This window comes from Paenibacillus sp. MAH-35 (assembly GCF_058135425.1).
The window spans coordinates 82,559-104,293 of the sequence record NZ_JBYUPU010000021.1 but is presented as its reverse complement, the minus strand read 5'-3'; the positions used below and the strand labels follow the sequence as shown (position 1 = coordinate 104,293).

15 protein-coding genes are annotated in these 21,735 nt (G+C 52.9%); 13 read left to right on the top strand and 2 right to left on the bottom strand.

The window, feature by feature from the left end; translation table 11 throughout:
• Positions 1–7: 7 nt before the first annotated feature.
• The gene (gene glmM / locus AC3Y2E_RS21150; RefSeq protein ID WP_379213852.1) at positions 8–1,348 is read left to right on the top strand and encodes a phosphoglucosamine mutase; all 1,341 of its coding nucleotides are present in this window, start codon (positions 8–10) and stop codon (positions 1,346–1,348) included.
• 594 nt (positions 1,349–1,942) lie between these two features.
• Positions 1,943–3,772: a glutamine--fructose-6-phosphate transaminase (isomerizing) gene (gene glmS / locus AC3Y2E_RS21145; RefSeq protein WP_379213850.1), complete on the top strand. Its 1,830-nt coding sequence runs from the start codon at positions 1,943–1,945 to the stop codon at positions 3,770–3,772.
• A 157-nt stretch (positions 3,773–3,929) separates the two neighbouring features.
• Here the strand turns inward: glmS and AC3Y2E_RS21140 are convergent, their stop codons facing one another.
• Entirely contained in the window at positions 3,930–4,895 is a 966-nt protein-coding gene (locus tag AC3Y2E_RS21140) for a cation diffusion facilitator family transporter (RefSeq protein ID WP_379213848.1), read from the bottom strand.
• 154 nt (positions 4,896–5,049) lie between these two features.
• On the opposite strand from AC3Y2E_RS21140, the gene AC3Y2E_RS21135 reads away from it, so the two are divergent.
• From AC3Y2E_RS21135 to AC3Y2E_RS21090, 10 genes are all read left to right on the top strand, one after another.
• On the top strand, positions 5,050–5,391 hold the full coding sequence (locus tag AC3Y2E_RS21135) for a metal-sensitive transcriptional regulator (RefSeq protein ID WP_379213846.1): 342 nt from the start codon (positions 5,050–5,052) through the stop codon (positions 5,389–5,391).
• 119 nt (positions 5,392–5,510) lie between these two features.
• On the top strand, positions 5,511–5,711 hold the full coding sequence (gene copZ, locus AC3Y2E_RS21130) for a copper chaperone CopZ (RefSeq protein WP_379213844.1): 201 nt from the start codon (positions 5,511–5,513) through the stop codon (positions 5,709–5,711).
• Between the two features lie 26 nt (positions 5,712–5,737).
• Positions 5,738–8,170 (top strand): heavy metal translocating P-type ATPase, encoded by a 2,433-nt coding sequence (locus tag AC3Y2E_RS21125; RefSeq protein WP_379213842.1) that lies wholly within the window; start codon positions 5,738–5,740, stop codon positions 8,168–8,170.
• 30 nt (positions 8,171–8,200) lie between these two features.
• Positions 8,201–9,076: a DUF8832 domain-containing protein gene (locus AC3Y2E_RS21120; protein ID WP_379213840.1), complete on the top strand. Its 876-nt coding sequence runs from the start codon at positions 8,201–8,203 to the stop codon at positions 9,074–9,076.
• 18 nt (positions 9,077–9,094) lie between these two features.
• Positions 9,095–9,721 carry a nitrite reductase gene (locus AC3Y2E_RS21115; RefSeq protein ID WP_379213838.1) on the top strand — a complete coding sequence of 209 codons (627 nt, stop codon included), beginning with the start codon at positions 9,095–9,097 and terminating at the stop codon, positions 9,719–9,721.
• 24 nt (positions 9,722–9,745) lie between these two features.
• Positions 9,746–9,949 carry a heavy-metal-associated domain-containing protein gene (locus AC3Y2E_RS21110; RefSeq protein WP_379213836.1) on the top strand — a complete coding sequence of 68 codons (204 nt, stop codon included), beginning with the start codon at positions 9,746–9,748 and terminating at the stop codon, positions 9,947–9,949.
• A gap of 36 nt (positions 9,950–9,985) precedes the next feature.
• Entirely contained in the window at positions 9,986–10,231 is a 246-nt protein-coding gene (locus tag AC3Y2E_RS21105; protein WP_379213834.1) for a glutaredoxin family protein, read from the top strand.
• A 367-nt stretch (positions 10,232–10,598) separates the two neighbouring features.
• Complete coding sequence (locus AC3Y2E_RS21100; protein WP_379213832.1) at positions 10,599–10,883, top strand: hypothetical protein; 285 nt, start codon at positions 10,599–10,601, stop codon at positions 10,881–10,883.
• A gap of 399 nt (positions 10,884–11,282) precedes the next feature.
• On the top strand, positions 11,283–12,632 hold the full coding sequence (locus AC3Y2E_RS21095; RefSeq protein ID WP_379213830.1) for an ABC transporter substrate-binding protein: 1,350 nt from the start codon (positions 11,283–11,285) through the stop codon (positions 12,630–12,632).
• 80 nt (positions 12,633–12,712) lie between these two features.
• A complete protein-coding gene (locus tag AC3Y2E_RS21090; protein WP_379213828.1) occupies positions 12,713–16,651 on the top strand; it encodes a right-handed parallel beta-helix repeat-containing protein in 3,939 nt (1,312 codons plus the stop codon).
• A 77-nt stretch (positions 16,652–16,728) separates the two neighbouring features.
• On the opposite strand, the gene AC3Y2E_RS21085 is transcribed toward AC3Y2E_RS21090, so the two are convergent.
• Positions 16,729–17,706 (bottom strand): AraC family transcriptional regulator, encoded by a 978-nt coding sequence (locus tag AC3Y2E_RS21085; RefSeq protein WP_379213826.1) that lies wholly within the window; start codon positions 17,704–17,706, stop codon positions 16,729–16,731.
• 341 nt (positions 17,707–18,047) lie between these two features.
• Here AC3Y2E_RS21085 and AC3Y2E_RS21080 point away from each other — a divergent pair, with 341 nt between their 5' ends.
• Entirely contained in the window at positions 18,048–21,668 is a 3,621-nt protein-coding gene (locus tag AC3Y2E_RS21080; RefSeq protein WP_379213824.1) for an S-layer homology domain-containing protein, read from the top strand.
• Positions 21,669–21,735: the final 67 nt, after the last annotated feature.

Here is a 21,735-nt window from a genome sequence, read left to right as displayed (position 1 = left end):
TAGTCGAATGGGAAAATATTTTGGAACGGACGGGGTTCGGGGTATAGCGAACAAAGAGCTGACTCCGGAGCTTGCTTATAAAATCGGCCGCTGCGGCGGTTATGTCTTAACCCAGCATGCGGAGAAGCCGGTTGTGCTGATCGGGCGCGATACGCGCGTCTCCGGACCGATGCTCGAGGCTGCGCTTGTAGCCGGCCTGTTGTCGATCGGGGCGGATGTCGTGCGTCTGGGCGTCATCTCGACGCCGGGAGTGGCTTACATGACGAGAACGTCCGGAGCGGACGCCGGTGTTATGATATCGGCTTCCCATAATCCGGTGGAAGATAACGGGATCAAGTTTTTTGGCAGCGACGGATTCAAGCTGTTCGATGAGACGGAGCTGGAGATTGAGCGGCTGCTTGATGCGGCGACGGATGAACTGCCGCGCCCGGTAGGCGGCGATTTGGGCACTGTCAGCGACGATCCGGAAGCGAAGTTCCGGTATGCGGATTATTTGAAGACGACGATCTCCCGTTCCTTCCAAGGATTTAAAATTGTACTCGATTGCGCGCATGGGGCGGCCTACGAGCTCGCTCCGGCGATATTCCGCGATCTGGGAGCCGACGTTCATACGATCGGCGCGGAGCCGAACGGCCGTAACATTAACGATAACTGCGGATCTACGCATCCGGAAGATCTGAAGCGCGAAGTGCTGCGTCTGGGAGCCGATCTGGGCCTCTCGTTCGACGGCGACGCGGATCGTCTGATCGCTATCGACGAGACGGGCGAAGAGGTCGACGGGGACTATATGCTGAGTATTTGCGGAGAAGCGATGAAACGGGCGGGAACGCTCAAGAACGACACGATCGTGACGACGGTCATGGCGAACCTCGGCTTTTTCAAAGGCGTCGAGCAGCTTGGCATGAATGCGGTGCAGACGGCGGTCGGCGACCGGTATGTGATGGAGGAGATGCGCAAAGGCGGCTACAACCTCGGCGGCGAGCAGTCCGGCCATATGATCTTCCTCGATTATAATACGACCGGAGACGGCATTCTGAGCGCGTTGCAGCTCGTACAGACGGTTGTGGAGTCCGGCAAGCGGCTGAGCGAGCTCAAAAGCCTGATGAGCAAATATCCGCAAGTCCTCGTCAATGTGAGGGTCGCCGATAAGAGCAAGCTGAAAGGCAATGCCGCGATCGAGCAGACGATCCGCGATGTCGAGCAGCGTTTCGCAGGCAACGGGCGTGTCCTCGTTCGGCCGTCGGGCACAGAGTCGCTCGTTCGGGTCATGGCCGAAGGACCGGACAAAACGACGGTAGAATCGTACGTAGCGGAAATTGTCGAAGTTGTTCAAAAAGAATTGGTTTAATGCTATTATTCGATACGTTATGTATCATAAAAATGAGTCCTCCGGACGAGCTTCCGGGGGATTTTTATTCATTTATCCCGGAAATCTGCGATTTTTGCAGGTTGCGCTAAACCGTCAAATTGAATATGATGTTACTATCACTTTGAAATGGAAAGGTGGGCGGAGGTTGTACGCGGTACAAGCGCCTGCGCTTGCCTGCGGTCGCCGGAACGGATGAGGGCGTGCCGAGCAACAGGCGAGCGGACGAGGTAGAGGTGTTCGGAATAATCGGCGGGGACCTCTCGGCAGCAGCATCAGGCCGTAAGCGGAAATGGAAAAAGCTTGGGCGACCGGGCTCACAAAGCTTCCGCAAGATGCGAGATACGAATATAAACAACGGACCGGCGGGGACGCCTCCATGAACGGAAATAGGGAGGTCTGGTTTCCTGCGGTCCGCTACGGAATAGTATGACAACTCACAGCCTGACGGCGCTCTTTGACAACAGAATACGTTTGCTAAAAAATGGACGTGCGTACGTTTATTTGTCATGCTCGGATGCTGGATATAAAGAGCGCACAGGTTGAATTCATCCATTCATCGGAGGTAGGATACCTATGTGCGGTATTGTTGGATATGTGGGCAAGCGGAATTCGCAGCGTATTTTGATTGACGGCTTAAGAAAGCTGGAGTACCGGGGATATGATTCGGCCGGGCTTGCCGTATTTACAGGAAGCGGACTGGTGGTCAAGAAGGCGCAGGGGCGTCTGGCCGTATTGGAATCGAGACTCGAGCAGGAGCCGCTGAACGGGACGATTGGGATCGGTCATACACGGTGGGCGACTCACGGCAAACCGTCGGACGTTAATTCCCACCCGCATACGGACAATTCCAACAAATTTTCTGTCGTTCATAACGGCATTATTGAAAATTATATGAGCTTGAAAGAAGAGTTGACCGCCAAGGGACATCAGTTCGTCTCGGAAACGGATACGGAGGTTATCTCGCACCTGATCGCCGATCTCTATGAGGGCGATATCGTGAAAGCCGTTCAGCAGGCGGTTAAAAAAATGACCGGTGCCTTTGCGCTTGGCGTATTGACCGAGTACGAACCGGAGAAGCTGGTTGCGGTTCGCCTGGCGAGCCCGCTCATTATCGGGGTAGGCGAAGGGGAAAATTTCATCGGATCGGATATCCCGGCTATTTTGGAATATACGCGAAACGTCTATATTTTAAACGACGGGGAAATGGCTGTTTTGACACGGGACGGTGTCGATTTACGGACGATTGAGGGGAATTTTATTTCCCGGGAAACGTTTTATGTCGACTGGGATCTGATGACGGCGGAAAAAGCCGGATTCGATCACTTTATGCTGAAAGAAATCCACGAGCAGCCGAAGGCGTACCGGGATACGATGGGCAGCCGGATCGACGCCTCGGGCCGGCGTGTCGTTCTGAACGAAGTGAAGCTTACCGCACAGCAAATCTGGGACATTCATAACATTCATATCGTGGCGTGCGGAACCGCTTATCATGCCGGCCTTGTCGGGAAATCGGTCATCGAGCAGCTGGCGCGCATCCCGGTGGAGACCGATGTAGCTTCAGAATACCGGTACCGCTCTCCGATTATTAATGCGAATACGCTCGTTATCGTCGTCAGTCAATCGGGGGAGACGGCCGATACGCTTGCCGCTCTTCGCGAGGCGAAGCGGTGCGGTGCCCATGTCATCGCGATTACGAATGTGGTGGGCAGCTCGGTAGCGCGCGAGGCTGACGATGTGATCGTCACCTGGGCAGGACCGGAGATTGCAGTGGCTTCCACCAAAGCGTATACGTCCCAGCTGATCGCCTTTTACTTGCTGGGACTGCATCTGGCTCAGACGCTCGGTACCCGTGAAGCGGAATATATTGCGGAGACGCTGGACGCGCTGCAGAAGCTGCCGGAGCAGGTTGAGTCGATTTTGAGCCACGCGGAGGAAATTAAGCAGTATGCCGAACAGATCGCGGAGCATAACGACTTGTTCTTCATCGGGCGCGGGCTGGATTATGCAGTAGCTTTGGAAGGGTCGCTAAAGCTGAAGGAAATCTCCTATATCCACTCCGAGGCTTATGCGGCTGGAGAGCTGAAGCACGGGACGCTCGCCTTGATCGAGGAAGGCATCCCGGTGATCGCTTTGGGTACGCAAGAGCAGCTGCTGGAGAAAACGATCAGCAACATCAAGGAAGTAAAAGCACGCGGCGCACAAGTGTTCGGTATCGCGGTGGAAGGCAATGAAGAGCTGCACAAAGCGGTCGACCTCGTCTTTGAGATCCCCCGTACCGTGCCGTTGTTAACACCGGCCTTGTCGGTCATTCCGCTGCAATTGCTGGCTTATTATGCTTCGCTTGCGCGCGGCAATGATGTTGATAAGCCACGTAACCTGGCGAAGTCGGTTACGGTGGAGTGAGGTTGGGCGGGGCATGTCGGGCTGAATGCATAACTGAACAATATACTTTGTAACTGAATAAAAAAAGATTGCAACTCACATACAAAAGCCGAAACAGATTTCAGGAGTAGCTCCTGGATTTGTTTCGGCTTTTTCAAGATGTTTTGATAGTTTGCCATTAATGATTGTGATGGGCGTGTGCATCGGGCGGACTCGCTTTAATGCTGCATAAGAGGTTGTCCTCATGCTTGTGTTTTTCCGATTCCACTTGTAAGGTTACGTGGCGGATGTCTTTATGCTCCAGCATATGTTCCACTTTGTGCAGTAGGGCTTCCGTTTCGTATACCGTCTTGTTCCCATCCACTACGATATGGGCGGTCAGGGCATGCATGTTGCTAGTAATCGACCAAATATGCAGATCATGCACACCTTCGACGCCTTCGACCTTCAGGATCGCTTGCGCAATGTCTTCCACTTTCATATTGCGCGGAGTTCCTTCCATTAATACATGCAGGGAGGATTTGCTCACGAAATATCCGCTGCGAAGGACGAGCACAGCGACGATCACACTGGCCAGCGGGTCAGCCCAGCCCCAGCCGAAGAACATCATGACCAGAGCGGCCGCAATAGCGCCTACAGAACCTAGCATGTCGCTGATGACGTGCAAGAAGGCGCCACGCATGTTTAAATTATGCTCCGTATCGCCGCCGCGCATCATAATCCAGGCAACCAGAATGTTAATCAGCAGCCCGATGGTGCTGATGATGAGCATGCCGACCGTGGCGACTTCCGGCGGGTTGGCAAGACGTTCAATCGCTTCATAAAAGATGTACAGGGAAATGCCGATCAGGGTTAATCCATTGAGCGTAGCCGCTAGTATTTCAAAGCGCCGGTACCCGTAAGTTTTCCCTGTACTCACCGCTTTTTCGCCAAACTTGAAGGCAAGCAGGGCAATGGCTAAGGCCAAGGAGTCGGATAGCATATGGCCCGCATCCGATAATAAAGCCAAGCTGTTCGTAATAAACCCGCCTGCAGCTTCGATCACCATATACGCTGTGATGATCACGAATGAAATCAGCAGTATCTTCTTGTTATTGTTGGTATGTCCATGGTCGTGTCCATGAGAGTGATGATGTTCTGACATAAAAATCCCTCCAACCACTAATATATGAGCATATATTCATATGTATTATTGATCTTATTATAGGTGTATCAAAAAATGAATGTCAAGTAAAAGGTTTTGACTTATAATAGGGTTAGGGGGTATAGTATTATATAGGGTAAAGGAGGCGAGTCTCATGAGCATGAACTTGAAGATCGAAGATCAGGTTAGTCATCAAATCTGCTGCTCAACCGGTGAAATCCGAAAAAGTCATCATTCCGAAAAAGCCAAAAGCAGCTTAACCCATCGCCTGAATCGTATTGAAGGACAAATTAGAGGAATCAAAGGGCTGATTGACAAGGATACTTATTGCGATGATGTCCTGAATCAGATTGCCGCCGCGCAGTCCGCTTTAAAAGGAGTGGGGAAGCTGCTGCTTGAAAATCATCTGAAAACGTGTATTGTGGAGCGCGTTCAACAAAGTGACGAGACGGCCATAACGGAACTGCTGTGTACCATGAATAAGCTAATGAAATAAAGGGTAATGTAAAAGCAATAAAAAAATATTTGACTAGTATAGGGTACGGGGGTATACTATTAACGAAAGCAAGTAATAAGTGAAAATCACTATATAGTTCGTGAAGGGACGGAAGAAACATGAAAAACGTGACATTGAATGTACAAGGCATGAGCTGCCAGCATTGCGTGAACTCTATTGAAGGTGCGCTGAAAGAAATCGGCGTAAGCGGAAAAGTAAACCTGAAGGGCGAGTCGGTCGATGTGTCGTTCGATGAGCAGAAGGTTACCCTGGATCAGATCAAGGAAGCTATTGAAGATCAGGGATATGACGTAGGATAAGCGATTCGACAAGGGAGTGAAGCATTGTGGATACTTCAGCAGCTAAGACGAAACAGTCGTCTTTTCAAATAACAGGCATGACTTGCGCCGCTTGCGCCAATCGGATTGAAAAAGGACTTACTAAATTGGATGGCGTGAGCACGGCGAATGTCAACTTTGCACTGGAAAAAGCGAATGTCACCTACGATCCGGCCAAGGTCGATGTAAAAAACCTGGAAGATACGATCAAGAAGCTCGGATATGGCACGGTTACGGAAGTGGCGCAGTTTAATCTGGAAGGTATGACCTGTGCAGCCTGCGCCAACAAAATTGAGAAAGGGCTTAGCAAGCTGCCCGGCGTAACGAGCGCAACCGTAAACTTTGCGATGGAAACGGCCCGCGTCGAATATTCGGCGGGTGAAATCACGGTTGAGGACATGCAGGAAAAAGTCAAAAAGCTGGGCTACAAAGCTCTGGTCAAGCAGGAAAACCAGAACGCGGGCGACCATCGAGTTCGTGAGATTCGCGGACAGAAGCGGAAATTACTCATCTCGGCCATTCTTTCTTTTCCGCTGTTGTGGACGATGGTAGGTCACTTCTCCTTTACTTCGTGGATTTACATGCCGGATTTCCTGATGAATCCTTGGGTTCAACTCCTGCTGGCCACACCGGTACAGTTCTATATCGGGAAGCAGTTTTATGTCGGCGCGTATAAGGCGCTGCGCAATCGCAGCGCAAACATGGATGTCCTGATTGCGCTTGGAACATCGGCTGCGTATTTCTACAGCTTGTATATGACCATCGACTGGTACATCGCGGGGGATCAAATGCATCATGGCCCATCGCTTTACTACGAAACCAGCGCAGTGCTGATTACCTTGGTCATATTGGGCAAATTGTTCGAAGCACTGGCCAAGGGACGCACTTCGGAAGCGATCAAGTCACTGATGGGGCTGCAAGCGAAGACGGCTCTGGTCGTTCGGGACGGCCAGGAATTAACGATCCCGGTGGAAGATGTTATTGTGGGGGATGTCGTGCTGGTTCGTCCTGGCGATAAAGTACCGGTGGACGGCCAAGTGCTGGAAGGCGTGTCATCGGTGGATGAATCGATGCTGACGGGCGAAAGCCTTCCGGTCGAGAAGAAGGCTGGTGATGCGGTTATCGGGGCTACTATCAACAAAAACGGCGTCCTGCGCATCAAGGCTACCAAAGTCGGCAAAGAAACGGCGCTGGCGCAAATCATTAAAGTCGTAGAGGAAGCGCAAGGTTCCAAAGCGCAGATTCAGCGGGTAGCCGATGTCATCTCCGGCATATTTGTTCCGATTGTTGTAGGGATTGCGATTGTGGCGTTTCTGGTTTGGTACTTCTTCATTACGCCTGGCGACTTTGCCCATGCACTCGAAATTGCTATTGCGATTCTCGTTATTGCCTGCCCGTGCGCCCTCGGTTTGGCTACGCCAACTTCGATTATGGCCGGTTCCGGCCGCGCGGCGGAGCTGGGCATCCTGTTCAAGGGCGGCGAGCATTTGGAACAGACGCACAAGATCAATGCGATCATTCTGGACAAAACCGGCACCGTCACAAAAGGCAAGCCGGAGCTGACCGATGTGATAACGCAAGACAACGAGACGGATTTCCTCCGGCTCGTCGGCGCAGCCGAGAAAAATTCCGAACATCCGCTGGCAGAAGCGATTGTAGCCGGCATTCAAGCCAAACAGATCGAGCTGCCGGCAACCGAATCGTTTGAAGCTATTCCAGGCTACGGCATCAAAGCCGTGGTAGAAGGCCGGGAGCTGCTTGTCGGTACACGCCGCTTGATGGAGAAATATAACGTGGATGCGAAGGCGGCCTATGAGCCGATGTCCCGTCTGGAGGAAGCAGGCAAAACCGCCATGCTGGTCGCAATCGACAATCGTTATACCGGTATGGTAGCGGTAGCCGATACGATCAAGGAAACGTCGAAAGCGGCGGTGAGCCGACTGAAGCAAATGGGCATTGAGGTCATCATGATTACCGGCGACAACGAACGGACGGCCAAAGCGATTGCAGCCCAAGTCGGCATAGACCATGTTCGGGCGGAAGTGCTGCCTGAAGGCAAAGCCGAGGAAGTGAAGAAATTGCAGGCTCAAGGCAAAAAAGTGGCGATGGTTGGCGATGGCATCAATGATGCGCCGGCGCTGGCGACAGCGGACATCGGCATGGCGATTGGCACCGGAACGGATGTTGCGATGGAAGCAGCGGATGTGACCTTGATGCGCGGCGATCTGTCGAGCATTCCCGATGCGATCTTCATGAGCCGCAAGACGATGGCCAATATCAAGCAAAACCTGTTCTGGGCGCTGGGCTATAACACGCTCGGCATCCCGATTGCTGCGATTGGCTTGCTAGCCCCCTGGGTGGCAGGTGCAGCGATGGCGTTAAGTTCGGTATCGGTTGTCCTTAATGCGCTTCGCTTGCAGCGTGTGAAAGTACGACATTAATCAGGAAGTTAGAATGGAGAGAACCCTAACATGAAAAAAAGGATGATGCTTATGTTATCTGGTGCTTTGGCTGTAGGCTTGTTGTCCGCTTGCGGTACGCCCAAGGAGAGTGCGGATGGACATGGCGGTTCCCATCAAGGCGGAGCAATAAGTTCCCTAGCTAACGATAACGGCCATGGGGACCATGGCGGTCAAGATACAGGCGGTCATGCAGCAGATAACTATAAAGCTACCTTTACATTTGCATCAGAAACAGCTAAAGCATCCGAGAACACGAAGCTGAACGTTCAAGTAACAGATACCAATGGCAAAGCTGTTCATGATTTTGAATGGAACCATGAAAAACTGATGCATATCATCATCGTGAATAAGGATCTATCCTACTTCAGCCACATCCATCCCGAATGGGACGGCAAAGGGACGTTTACGGTAGAAACCTCGTTTCCGAAAGGCGGAGAATATAAAGTTTTTGCGGATTTTGTTCCGAAAGGCGGATCGGGCACCACCCTTAGCAAGTGGGTGAAGGTAGAAGGAGAAACAAAACCGCAGGAAAAAGTCAAAGCGGATGCGGAGCTCGTGAAAGTTGTTGATGGCAAAGAAGTCACACTGAATTTAAGCAGCATAAAAGCAAAGGATGAGGCTAAGCTGACGTTTACCGTCAAAGACGAAAAAACGAAAGAAGGCATCCGCAATCTGGAGCAATACCTCGGCGCTGTCGGACACGTCGTCGTTCTTTCGGAGGACGCGGAGCAGTACCTTCATGTGCATCCCGCCAACGAAAAAGCATCCGGACCGGCCGCGGAATTTATGACCGCCTTCCCGAATCCGGGCACCTATAAAATTTGGGGGCAATTCCAGCACCAAGGCAAAGTCTTTACGGTCCCTTATGTCGTGGAAATTCAATAAAGCAAGGGGCGAATGGGAATGGGAGAGATCGTAAAAATTGCAATCAGCCCTCCGGTGCAGCTCGGCGGCAGCCTGTTCACACCCAAACAGCTTGGACTCATCAGTCATCTGCTCGGATCGGAAGCCAAAGTGGAAATGACGCCGTTCAAACAGCTGTATGCGGAGGTGCCGGTGGAGAAGCGTGATGCGATCCAGGCCGAACTGGAGCAAAGCGGACTGGAAGTTAATCCGGCGGGCTTTGTCACCAAAAGCCTGATCGCCTGCAATTTTTGTAAAGGCGCTGAAGAAGCCGGGCTCGCGGCAGCCCAAGCCTTAAACGAAGCGATCGCTGGCATTTCGACACCAATGCCCTTAAAAATCGGATATGCCGGCTGCGCGTTAGGGACAAGTGAGCCGCTGATTAAGGACATTAGCGTGATTAAAATGCGCGATACGTTCGATCTGTACGTGGGCGGTGAATCCAAAGGGCTGAAGCCCATGTTTGCGAAACGGCTTCATTCCGGATTGAAAGAAGAACAATTGGTTCCTGTGGTCATAGCCATCATTGACTTCTATAAGGAACATGCCAAAGGCAAAGAGAAATTCAGCAAATTCGTAGACCGCGTGACGCTGGAGCAGCTGCAACAAATCACAGCATCGGCGTAACGCTGACGAAAGGAGGTGAAAAGCATGCAAGAGGCAACCGTTAAAGTACAAGGCATGTCTTGCCGTTCTTGTGTTCCGAGAATTGAGGGAGCCATCAACGCGATTGGAGCGGAAGGCCACGTTAACTTTGAACAAGGCACCGTCGATGTCCGGTTTGACGAATCGAAAGTTCAGATTTCCGACATTCAGGAAGTCATTCGTAAAAAAGGATATAACGTTGAGGGATAAATAGATGTAAGTTCACCATGTAAGGAGAAAACAAAGATGGACGAACCGGTAAAAATCTTTACGATCCCCACATGCAGTGATTGCAACTTTGCCAAGCGCTACTTTAAGGAAAATGACATTTCTTATACCGATTATAACTGCGAAGAAGACCCGAAATATCCGGAAGAAGTCTGGAACCTCACCGGGAAGCAGATCGTGCCGACGATTGTTTTTGGTGACAAAGTATTTGTTGGCTTTGCGGAAAACCTGAATGAAATAAGCGGCTTGCTGAAAAAGTCATAATGCTTGCTGCAACAAAGCAGCCCACATGTGTAGGGCTGCTTTTTCATTGCTCGCGGCTCATAGTGCGCGGGGTTTCATCGTATTGGCCCGTATCAGTGCACCAACGATCGTATCTCACCGCAGGTGTGTTTCTCGAGGTCGTACCTCTCGAACGGCTCGTCTTCCCCTGGAGTCACCCCAACGCCCCCAACTTCCCTGTCGTAACCCTAACCCTCCAATTGTTATATTTTTCAATTCCTTCTTGCTTTTCTTCCAAATTTCTACTATTATTTGAAATGTTAAAAGGAAGTTGGGCTTTAGTTTGTGGAAAAAATAAAGCTATTGTCCTGCATCCTTAGAAATTTGGATAAATAAGGGAGCGTTTTTCATGGAGCCGCAAATGAGCCATACGCAACAAAACGTTGCTATTGGCAACCAAACCGCGCCGGTCGTATCTTTTAAAGACTGGATGATTACTATTTTGTTAATGGCAATTCCGATTGTAAACATCGTGATGTTATTCGTTTGGGCGTTCGGAGGCAATACGAATCCGAGCAAAGCCAATTATGCAAAAGCGGCTTTAATCTGGGTGGTCATCGGAATCGTACTTAACGTTATCATTTTTGTATTTTTCTTGAGCAGCATGCTTTCCGAAATGTTTTCTTATTATTAATACCGATCCGGAATTCACTTTTGAGTAACGGGAACTTAGGATCAAGTAAACTCTGTTATCATAAAGATGGAACGCGGAGTGCCGGGAAACTGGCATGCTGTCCTGAGGTTCATCATTTAGACTGGGTTCATTGTAGAAACGGAAATAGAGGATGGTTAGTTCATGATATGAGCTAACCTCCTCTTTTTTTGGTTTATAAGAATAGCGCTATGACTTACTGGGCCGCGTCAGCGCGCCTGCCGACGCGGCCGGATGATCTTCGACCGATCTTGCACAGATACTGACGTATCTGACAAAGAAAACGAAGCGGTTCTCCTTTATGCTATAGCTGAGCTCGAGACTCGAATCAATCAAAAAGGGGTGGCTGCATTGAAACGTCAATTGCCAAGAGTAGCTCGAATGTCAGGAGAACAGCCTTCCGCCGCGCGCCGGCGAATCCGGCTGGCCGTACTGCCGCTTGTTGTCGCCATATCGCTTACAGCCTGCAGCACGAATAACGGACAACAAGCAGACCAGGGAGGCAAGCCGAACGTTCCCGAGGTACGTACGGACGAGCCGGCTGAACTCGTCTTTCATTCCAATAACGGCGATTCGGAGGACGCGTTCAACAGCTTGTTCGGCAATGCGCTGCGTAAAAAGTTTCCGAATTACACGATCAAATATATCCAGCAAAAAGCGGGGCAGACGCTGTCCGAGCTGCTGGCGCAAAACCAGACGATCGACATTTTGTTCGCCTCCGCGCCATACATTTTCGGTTTGTTGATGGACTCGGAGCTGCAGTATGACATGACCGAGCTGATCAAGAAGCAGGGAGTCGATCTGAACAAGTTCGAGCCGACGCTGATTGACGGAATCCGGGCGTCCGGAGACGGTAAAATGTATGCGCTTCCAGTTACGAATATGGTCCAAGTCATGTATTACAATCAATCGATCTTCGACAAATTTGGAATCGCTTACCCCAAAAACGGCATGACGTGGGACGAGACGATGGATATCTCCCGCAAGCTGACGCGGAATGCCGACGGGAAGCAAATGCTCGGCTTCGCTTCTTCTCCGGCCCATATTTTGCGCGGCAACCAGCTCTCGAAGCCGTATCTCGACCCGGCTACCGACAAGCCGACCTTTCAGGACGACGCATGGAGATCGCTCCTTCAGCTGTTTTTCGTTAATCCCGGCTCGGACGAAGGCTACAAGAGCCGGGTGAGCGGGCTGAACCGGCTTCCGACCTGGAGAGAATTTACCGACACGCAGGAGATCGGCATGTTCGTGTACAACTCGCAGTTCCCATTCACCGTGCCGAAAGATATCGGGAAGGTGCAGTGGGATCTCGTCTCGCTGCCGGTCTTAAAGGAGAAGCCGAAGATCGGCTCGGCAGCGACGCCGTTCACCATGGCGGTGACTTCGATGTCGAAAAACAAAGAAGCGGCGATAAAGGCGATCGATTATTTGGTGTCCCGGGACAATCAGCTCGATTATTCCAAGCGGGGGATCATGCCGGTTATCAACGACGAGGAAGTGAAGAAGGCGTACGGCAAAGAGTCCGATTTCAAGGATAAAAACTGGAGCGCGGTTTTCTACAACCAATACGCGCCGATGGCCAAATTCTCCAGATACCATCTGAAGGTGGAGAGCATTCTGAATACCGTTCCGCTGGATGTGATGCTCGGCAAGAAAGATCTGAACACGGCGCTGCGCGAAGCGGCGGAGGCGGCGGAGAAGACGATCGCCGAAGTGAAGCGGGGCCGCTGACTGCCGGTCCGGCATGACGACAAGGGTCGGATCGGATAACCGTGTGGTAGCGCCAATTCCTAATCAAGGAGGCTCTGTTCATGAAGATATTTCGGATCAAGACGATTTGCCTGTTATCGTTGCTTGCATTGGTTTCAAGCTTGTTCCCGAACGTTCCGATCAGCAGCACACAGACTGCCTACGCGGCAGGCCAGACGTATTACGTCTCTCCCGCCGGAAGTGATACGAATCCGGGCACGGAAGCAGCACCTTGGAAAACACTCACAAAGGCGGCGGCATCGCTTCAGGCCGGCGATACAGCTGTCTTCGAAGACGGCGTGTACGAGATCAGCCAGACCATCAGGTTCGGAAACAACGGTGCGGACGGAGCGCCGATCACGATCAAGGCGAGAAATAAACAGAACGCGAAGCTGATGTTTTCCAATTTGAACACGACATCCAAGTTTGATTTGACCAATAAGCAATATATCTCGATCGCCGATTTTGAGATCACGCAAGCTGTGAGCGGAACATCGAGCGGGGACATTTTCATCAGCATCAACAACTGCTTGGGCTGCACCATTAGCGGGAACTCGATCCACGGCGCCGGCGGCAAAGCCGTTCAAGCGTTAAGAGGAAGCCATATCGCGGTTGTGGGCAACGAAATGTACGATTTTGTCAACTTTGCGGTGGTGTTGGCCAACATCGACCGTCCGGTCATCGCGGGCAATGAAATAAGCGAGGTGAGTACGGCCATTCTGGTGCCGGCGGGCACGCGCAGCGCGCAAATTTACAACAACCGCATTGTCGCCGCCGAGAAATCGATGCAAACTGCCATCACGCTGGGCGGAAGCTACCCCGCTTCGGTGGCGTATGATCCGAACGGGTACGAGACGTACAACGCAGCTGCCTGGAACAACATCATTGTTGCCAAGCAGCCGGGGTTGATCCATACAGCCGTATCGTTCGCCGGAAGCGTGGACAGCGGTTTCTACCATAACGTAGTCGTCGACGCCACATACGGGGTTCGCTTCACGAAAGGCGGCGGATCGACGGCCGGTTGGGCGCCGGTCCCGACTTCGTCGAAGGTTTACAACAATATTTTCTCGGGCTGCACGGCCGGCGCCGTCAGCCTGGTCACCACGCCGGCCGGCTACTCGCACGACTACAACCTGTATCACAGCTGTGCGAATGTACCGGTCGAGCCGAATGGGGTTTCCGGAGATCCGTTATTTGTAGACCGGCTAAGTGACTGGTATCTGCAGTCGGACAGCCCGGCCATAGGCAAGGGAACGAATTTGAACGTAACCGGATTTTATGGCGAGCTGATGGACGTCTACTTGGATTACGACGAAATGATCCGAACGGAGAAGGTGAACATGGGGATATACGCATACGCTTTGCCAGAAGTGGGAGAGGTTTTGTTCACGGAAAACTATGAGAACGGCGACGGGGCCTGGACGGAACAGACCGGAACGATGCGGATTGTCGAGGAAACCCCGGGCGGCAACAACGTGTTTACCGACCCGAATGCTTCTTCCGCAAGCGGAATCTCCCGTTCCTATGCCGGCTCCATGGACTGGATAAGCTATCAGATGAATACGAGAGTGAAGTTTGACCAATTCCATTATCAGACGGGCTGGTTAACGCTGTACACTCGGTATACGAATATTAACAACTACTACTTGCTGGAGATTCAGGGGAGCCCGGACAGAGGTTATATCGGGCTGAAGAAAAAGGTGGCCGGCACGGTCACTCCGCTGCAGGAGAAAACGAACTGGTATCCTCCAGTCGGCGAATGGATCGATATACGCTTCGTCGTAAACGGCACGGAGATTCAAGTGTTCGTCAACGGCAAGCTGGAGTTGAGCGGTTCGGACGGTCAACTGAAGAATGGAGCGATTGCAGCGGCGGTTTACCGGGCAGATATCCGGATTGACGATATAAGCGTAGCCAAGATCGATGCTCCCGCAGGGTCGGGCGATCCGGGCCCGAGCACCGAACCCGGCGGCACCTATTACGTTTCCCCGACCGGGTCCGATATGAATCCCGGGACGGAAGAGAAGCCGTGGCGGACGATGGCGAGAGCGGCGCAGTTGGCGCAGCTGGGGAATACCGTTATTTTTGAGGATGGCGTCTATATCGAGACCAGTCCGGCCGTTTTTACGCAAGGCGGCAGAGAGAACGAACGAATCGTGTTCAAAGCGCGCAACAAGCATCAAGCTGTGATCCGCTTCCACGATTTGCCGTCAAGGAAGGTCGTCCTGATCGATACCCCTTATATTACGATTCAAGATTTTGAGATGACGCAAAACCGGCGCGGGACCGACACCTCCGATATTTTCATCCAGGTGCGGGAAGGTTCGCATCACGTGCACGTCATCGGCAACAAAATTCATAACGCCTTTGAGGAAGGGGTCAAAGGGTATCTGGTCTCGGATTATTTGGTCGAAGGAAACATCATCTACGATATGGATCACGAAGGCATCGATTTCGTCAATGTCTCGTCCAGCACGATCCGTAACAACGAGATTTACGAGGTCGGACGCGTCGGTCTGCTGGCCAAGGGCGGCTCGTCGGACATCCGGATCTACAACAATTACATCTACAACCGCAATGTGAATATGTCGACCGGTGCGATTTATTTGGGCGGCGCGACCGGTTATAACTCAACACGCGACTATAGCGTAAACGGCTTCGAAGCTTGGAACATGGTCGCGTACAATAATATCGTTGTGGCTGAAAGCCTGAACGGAACTTCCAGTATCAACAACGGTATCGCATTCGCGGGCAGCAAGGACAGCGCGGCGTACAACAATATCGTGATCGGCACGAGAAACGGCATCTATTTAATCAACCCGCGCAACACGGCGCCCACTGTCGGCTGGGATTGGGACCCGGACAACATCAATCCGGTGTTTATGAACAATATCATCATGAATACAACGGACAATGCGGTTATTTCTGCCGGGACGAGGCAGCCGATCAATCTGGTGCATGATTACAACCTGTACTACAACAATGCCAGATTGCCTGTGTTAACCGAGCCTAACGGCGTATATGACAACCCGTACTTTGTCGACCCGGATGAAAGAAACTGGCATTTGAAAGAGGGCAGCCCAGCCATCGGCAGCGGGAATGCGATCCCGGGATTCGCCTTGCTGGGCGGGGGAACAATCGACATTTCCGCAGATTATGACGGGGCTCCTAGAGGGGCGGTATGGGATATAGGCATCTACAGAAACGGCACTCACGTGCCGACCGGGCGGCCGACGACGACGATGAATGCCGTGGGACGGCAGGGGGACAATGGCTGGCACGTCGAGGCCGTCACCGTCACGCTTGCAACCGAAAACGGCGATTTCCCGGTTGCCGTCACCGAGTATAAGCTGTCCGTATTCGATCAAGTATATGGCGGTACCCGGCCGGTAACGGACGGATTCGTCGGGTATTCTTCGCCGATCGTTGTGACGGATGGTGTGTACGGTCTGACTTATCGTTCGGTAGACGTGCTGGGGAATGCGGAGGAGGAAAAAACGGCCTGGCTGCGTGTCGATCGGACGGCGCCCAGTCTGAATCTGCTGTTAAACGGCAGTGCGCTTGAGGAAGGGATCAACCTGGAGGCAGGCCAGCACTATTTGATCGAGTCTGTGACGGTCGACGAACTGTCCGGTATTGCCCGGACTGCGCTTACCATCGACGGAACTTCCCATGAAGGCGGCAGCCTCGCTTGGGAAGCTTCCCCGGGCAGTCATACCGTTGTGGCAACGGTGACGGATGCTGCCGGCAATGTGACCGAGAAGCGTATCAGCTTCAGCGCGCTCGTGTCTTTTTCTTCGCTGCAGAAGCTGATGGAGCAAGCTCATAACGCGGGAAAGATCGAACAATCGCTGTACATGCAGCTGCGCAACAGCTTGGAGCAGTCCAGATTCCAGATGAACCGTTTCTTGAATCATCTGGATCAGGCACAATCGCAAAGCATTCCGCCGGATCTGAAGGTGAAATTGGAACAGCAGGCCGACAGGATGATCGGCGATTAGGAAACGTCCGGAAGGAACGTCGGGCCGGTCGCAGCGAGCGAGAAGGGATCGTCGGGCAAATCGCCCTGACGGTCCCTTTACATGTGTTCACCCCGCTCGGAAAAATCCGAAAGCTTCCGCGAACCCGAAGGCTGCTTGCGGCGAATGTTGGATTGGACGGTTTTCGCATACTCCGTCGGCGTCATGCCGGTCGCCCGCTTGAAGCATTTCGAGAAATAATGGACGCTGCTGTAGCCCAGCTTTTGCGCGATTTCCGTATAATTGTACGATTCTTCGCGGATGGCCTCCTTTGCTTCGTCGATTTTCAGCAGGCTGAAGTAGTGCATGATGCCGATTCCCATCGCCTGCTTGAAGAGCACCTTCAACTGGGTTTTGCTGATGAAGAACTGCTCGCTAATCTCGTCGAGCGTCAAGTTCGCGGCCACGTTCCGTTTCATGTAGCCGACGATGTCTTCGATCAGCTTGCCTTTCTGATTCTCCCCGGCTGTCATCAACGCTTTCAGCACCCCGGCCGGAGCGACGGCATTAACGCGGCGCAGCAGCTTGATCAGGAACAGCTCCAGATACGCGATGATCATGTGCTCGCAGCCGAAAGGAGCTTGCTTGCTTTTGCCCAGCTGCGGATAAAACAACCTGTCGATCGGCGGGTCGAACGCTTCGAATCCTTCCTTCAGCAGCTCCGTCAGGATGTACAATTCGTCTTTCTCCAGACGAAACAGCCGGTTGCCCAGCTGGGACATGCACGGAGCGAAAGCGTCGAACGTTACGATCATCACATTGGTCGCGGTCTTGGCTCCTCCGGAGTGGAAGGCGTTCGGCTCATAGAAGATCAGGTCGCCTTGGGTCAGCTCAATGCGGCAGCCGTCCAAAAACAGCTCAAGCGCCCCTTTGTCGACATACAACATTTCCCAGAAGTCGTGCTTCTCCCCGGTGCTGTAGAAGCTTTTGGACAGCTCATAATAGTGGAACGTGTACAGCCGGTCGATCGAAAACTCCCGCTGCAGCTCGTACCGGCTCCGCCCTTCGATCACGCGTTCTTTCGCCGTTTCCGTCATACGACCCCACCACTCGTTTAGTAACGTTCGAGTCGATTTTATCACGGCGGTCAAATGGCGGGCAATCGCTTCGGGGCTACTGGCATTTGTTACCCTCCAGAAATATCTCCTCCGCCATCCTTGCATTCCCTCTCGTAGAACATATAATTTTGTCGTAAATATGCAGGAATCAGGTGTATGTTGTCGAATGTAATTCTTTTTGTATATGACGCTGGATTTCGCTAATAAACGCTCTAATCATTGCGAGGCCGACAGCGCCAAAGTAGATGGGCTCAAGGGGGAATTCAACTCATTTTAGGGAATGAAACTTTTTTTACTTTGCTATCGAGGAGAAACCCGTCATGAATGACAGTAAACAATGGAGACACGCAGAAAATGATTTGTACCGGATATTCGCCCGAATTAAAAGATCTGTTGCGCTTATCGCGCTTCTGGCGATTCTCTTGAGCGTAAGCGGCTACCCGATTCCCGTGTCAGCGGCCGGGCTTCCGAATCCTCCGGCAGCAACAGGCGGGGAAGAGAGTGTAAGCGTCAGCGGTTTCAATGCGGGGGCGACTCTGAAGCTTTACTTGACCAATGGCATCCTGATCGCGACAGCGCCGAGTGTGACGGATGCGACGTATACTTTCACGGGTGTGGTGCCGAACAGTCTCGGTTTCTATGCCACTCAGACCGTAGCCAGCGATGAAAGCTGGAACTCCAATTTTGTCCCGGTTAGCCTGAGAACCCCATCGGCAACGGCAGGGATTGGATACGTGGACGTAAGCAACGTGCTGAGCGGCGCAATGGTGAAGCTGTACGAAGAGAACGGGAGCCTGATCTCGGATTCCCCGTCCGATCAAGGCGGCGGCGTATGGCGGTTTAGCGGCTTGACTGCGCGGAAGACCTACTATGCGATTCAAAGCATCAACAACGTGAGCAGCACAAACACAAGTTTTGTGACCGTACAGCCGGACATCCCGATTCCTCCTGCGGCGACAGGCGGCGAGGAGAGTATCAGCGTCAGCGGGTTCACTGCGGGCGCAACCTTGAAGCTGTACTTGACCAATGGCACGTTGGTAGCGACAGCGACGAGTGTAACGGGAGCGACGTACGCATTCACCGGTGTGGTGCCGAACAGTCTCGGCTTTTATGCCACACAGACGGTAGGCGGCGAGGAGAGCGAGAACTCCGCTTTTGTCGGCGTTACGTTAAGGGTGCCTTCGGCCTCGGCGGGGCTTGATTACGTGGACGTAAGCAACGTGCTGAGCGGCGCAACGGTGAAGCTGTACGAAGAGAACGGGAGCCTGATCTCGGATTCCCCGTCGGATCAAGGCAGCGGCGTATGGCGATTCAGCGGCTTGACCGCCCGGAAGACCTACTATGCGGTTCAAAGCATCAACGGCGTAACCAGCGCGAACAGCAGTTTCGTGACGGTACAGCCGGACATTCCGGATTCCCCTGCGGCGACAGGCGGCGAGGAGAGTATCAGCGTCAGCGGGTTCACTGCGGGCGCAACCTTGAAGCTGTACTTGACCAATGGCACGTTGGTAGCGACAGCGACGAGTGTAACGGGAGCAACTTACGCGTTCACCGGTGTGGTGCCGAACAGTCTCGGCTTTTATGCCACGCAGACGGTAGGCGGCGAGGAGAGCGAGAACTCCGCTTTTGTCGGCGTTACGTTAAGGGTGCCTTCGGCCTCGGCGGAGCTTGATTACGTGGACGTAAGCAACGTGCTGAGCGGCGCAACGGTGAAGCTGTACGAAGAGAACGGGAGCCTGATCTCGGATTCCCCGTCGGATCAAGGCAGCGGCGTATGGCGATTCAGCGGCTTGACCGCCCGGAAGACCTACTATGCGGTTCAAAGCATTAACGGCGTAACCAGCGCGAACAGCAGTTTCGTGACGGTACAGCCGGACATTCCGGATTCCCCTGCGGCGACAGGCGGCGAGGAGAGTATCAGCGTCAGCGGGTTCACAGCGGGCGCAACCTTGAAGCTGTACTTGACCAATGGCACGTTGGTAGCCACAGCGACGAGTGTAACGGGAGCGACTTACGCGTTCACCGGTGTGGTGCCGAACAATCTCGGCTTTTATGCCACACAGACGGTAGGTGGCGAGGAGAGCGAGAACTCCGCTTTTGTCGGTGTGACTTTAAGGACCCCGACGGCTTCGGCTGGACTTGGTTTAGTCGATGTGAGCAACGTATTGTCAGGGGCCACGATCACACTGTATGACACGAACGGGCATGTGATTTCGGACAGTCCTTCGGATCAGAGCGGCGGCGTATGGCGATTCAGCGGCCTGACAGCGGGTAAGACGTATTATGTTATCCAGAGCATCCAGGGTGTGGTCAGCGTAAATAGCAGCTTTGTGACGCTCCCATCGGTTCCGGGCGTACCGACGAATGTAACGGCGTCAGCCGGGGATCGGCAAGCCGTCGTCAGTTTTACGCCTCCAGCCAACAAGGGTGGAAGCGCCATTACGGAGTATGAGGTCATTGCCTTGCCCGACAATATTAGAGTGACCGGAACATCAAGCCCGATTTCGCTAACCGGCCTAACCAATGGAAAAAGGTATACATTCAAGGTGGCGGCTATCAATGCGGTCGGCCAAAGCGAATGGTCGGCGGAATCCAATGCCGTTTATCCGTTGGCTTCGTCCGAAGACGACGAAAGCTCCTCTGACGGCAGCGGCTCGGCAAGCGGCAAGGGCCCGGCCGGACAAACGGATTCGCCGGGAACCGCCGGTGTGAATGTACTCGTGAACGGCCGAGCCGAAAGCGCGGGCACTGCAACGGTGAAGGAAGTGAACGGCCGGCAAGTCCTGTCGATTACTGTAGATGAGAACAAGCTGCAGCAGCGCTTGGAGAGCGAAGATCAGGGGGCCGTCATCACGGTTTCTGTGACAAATGCCAGCGACGTAGTTATCGCCGAGCTTAACGGCAGCATGGCCAAGCAAATGGAAATGAAACAAGCAATTTTCGTGCTTCGCACCGGTCAGGCTGCCTACACCATACCTGTACAGCAAATGAGCATAGATTCCATTGCACAGGAAATCGGGAAAGATGCCGACCTCCGGGACATCAGCATTCATATTGAAATTGCCGTGCCATCGGCAAATACGCTGCGTCTGGTTGAAACCGCGGCGGCAAAAGGGAAATGGCAGCTCGCCGCTCCTCCGCTTGAATTCAAAATCTATGCGGTGTACGGGGAGCGGACAGTTGAAGTCAGCCAATTCAATACGTATGTCGAACGCACCATCGTTATGCCGGACGGTACAAACCCGAATCGAATTACAACCGGTGTGGTTGTGGAACCGGACGGAACCGTCCGCCATGTGCCGACCAGGATTGGGGTTGTAGACGGGAGATATACGGCCAAAATCAGCAGTTTGACCAACAGTACGTATTCGGTAATCTGGCATCCGCTGGAGTTTGCTGATGCAGGGAGTCACTGGGCCAAGGATCAGATTAACAATATGGGCTCACGGTTAATCGTTAACGGGACAGGCGACGGCGTATACAGTCCCGACAAAAATATTACACGGGCCGAGTTTGCTGCGATTATAGTCCGAGGCCTGGGGTTGAAACCTGAGGACGGGTCTGCAGCTTTCTCGGACGTGCAGGATTCGGAGTGGTATAGCGGTGTGATCGGGACGGCGTATGCGTACGGCTTGATCAACGGCTTCAAGGACGGCACGTTCCGCCCGAACGAACGGATTACCCGTGAGCAAGCGATGGTCATTGTTTCGAAAGCGATGTCCATTACAGGACTGGCAGCGGATGCATCAGACGGTGCGCTATACGGGTTCACCGATGCTGCGGAGACTTCCGGCTGGGCGGCTCACGGCATTTCGGCAAGTATAGCGGCCGGAATTGTGACGGGGCGAGACGGAGGCCTGCTGGCGCCAAAAGCCTTCGTGACTCGTGCTGAGGTTGCGGTTATGGTGGAGCGGCTGTTAAAATCTTCGGATTTGATTTAGGTTATAAGAAACGAGCACAGGTTACCTTGGTAAATGCCGCTAGTACGGCGTAACAGGGTAACCTGTT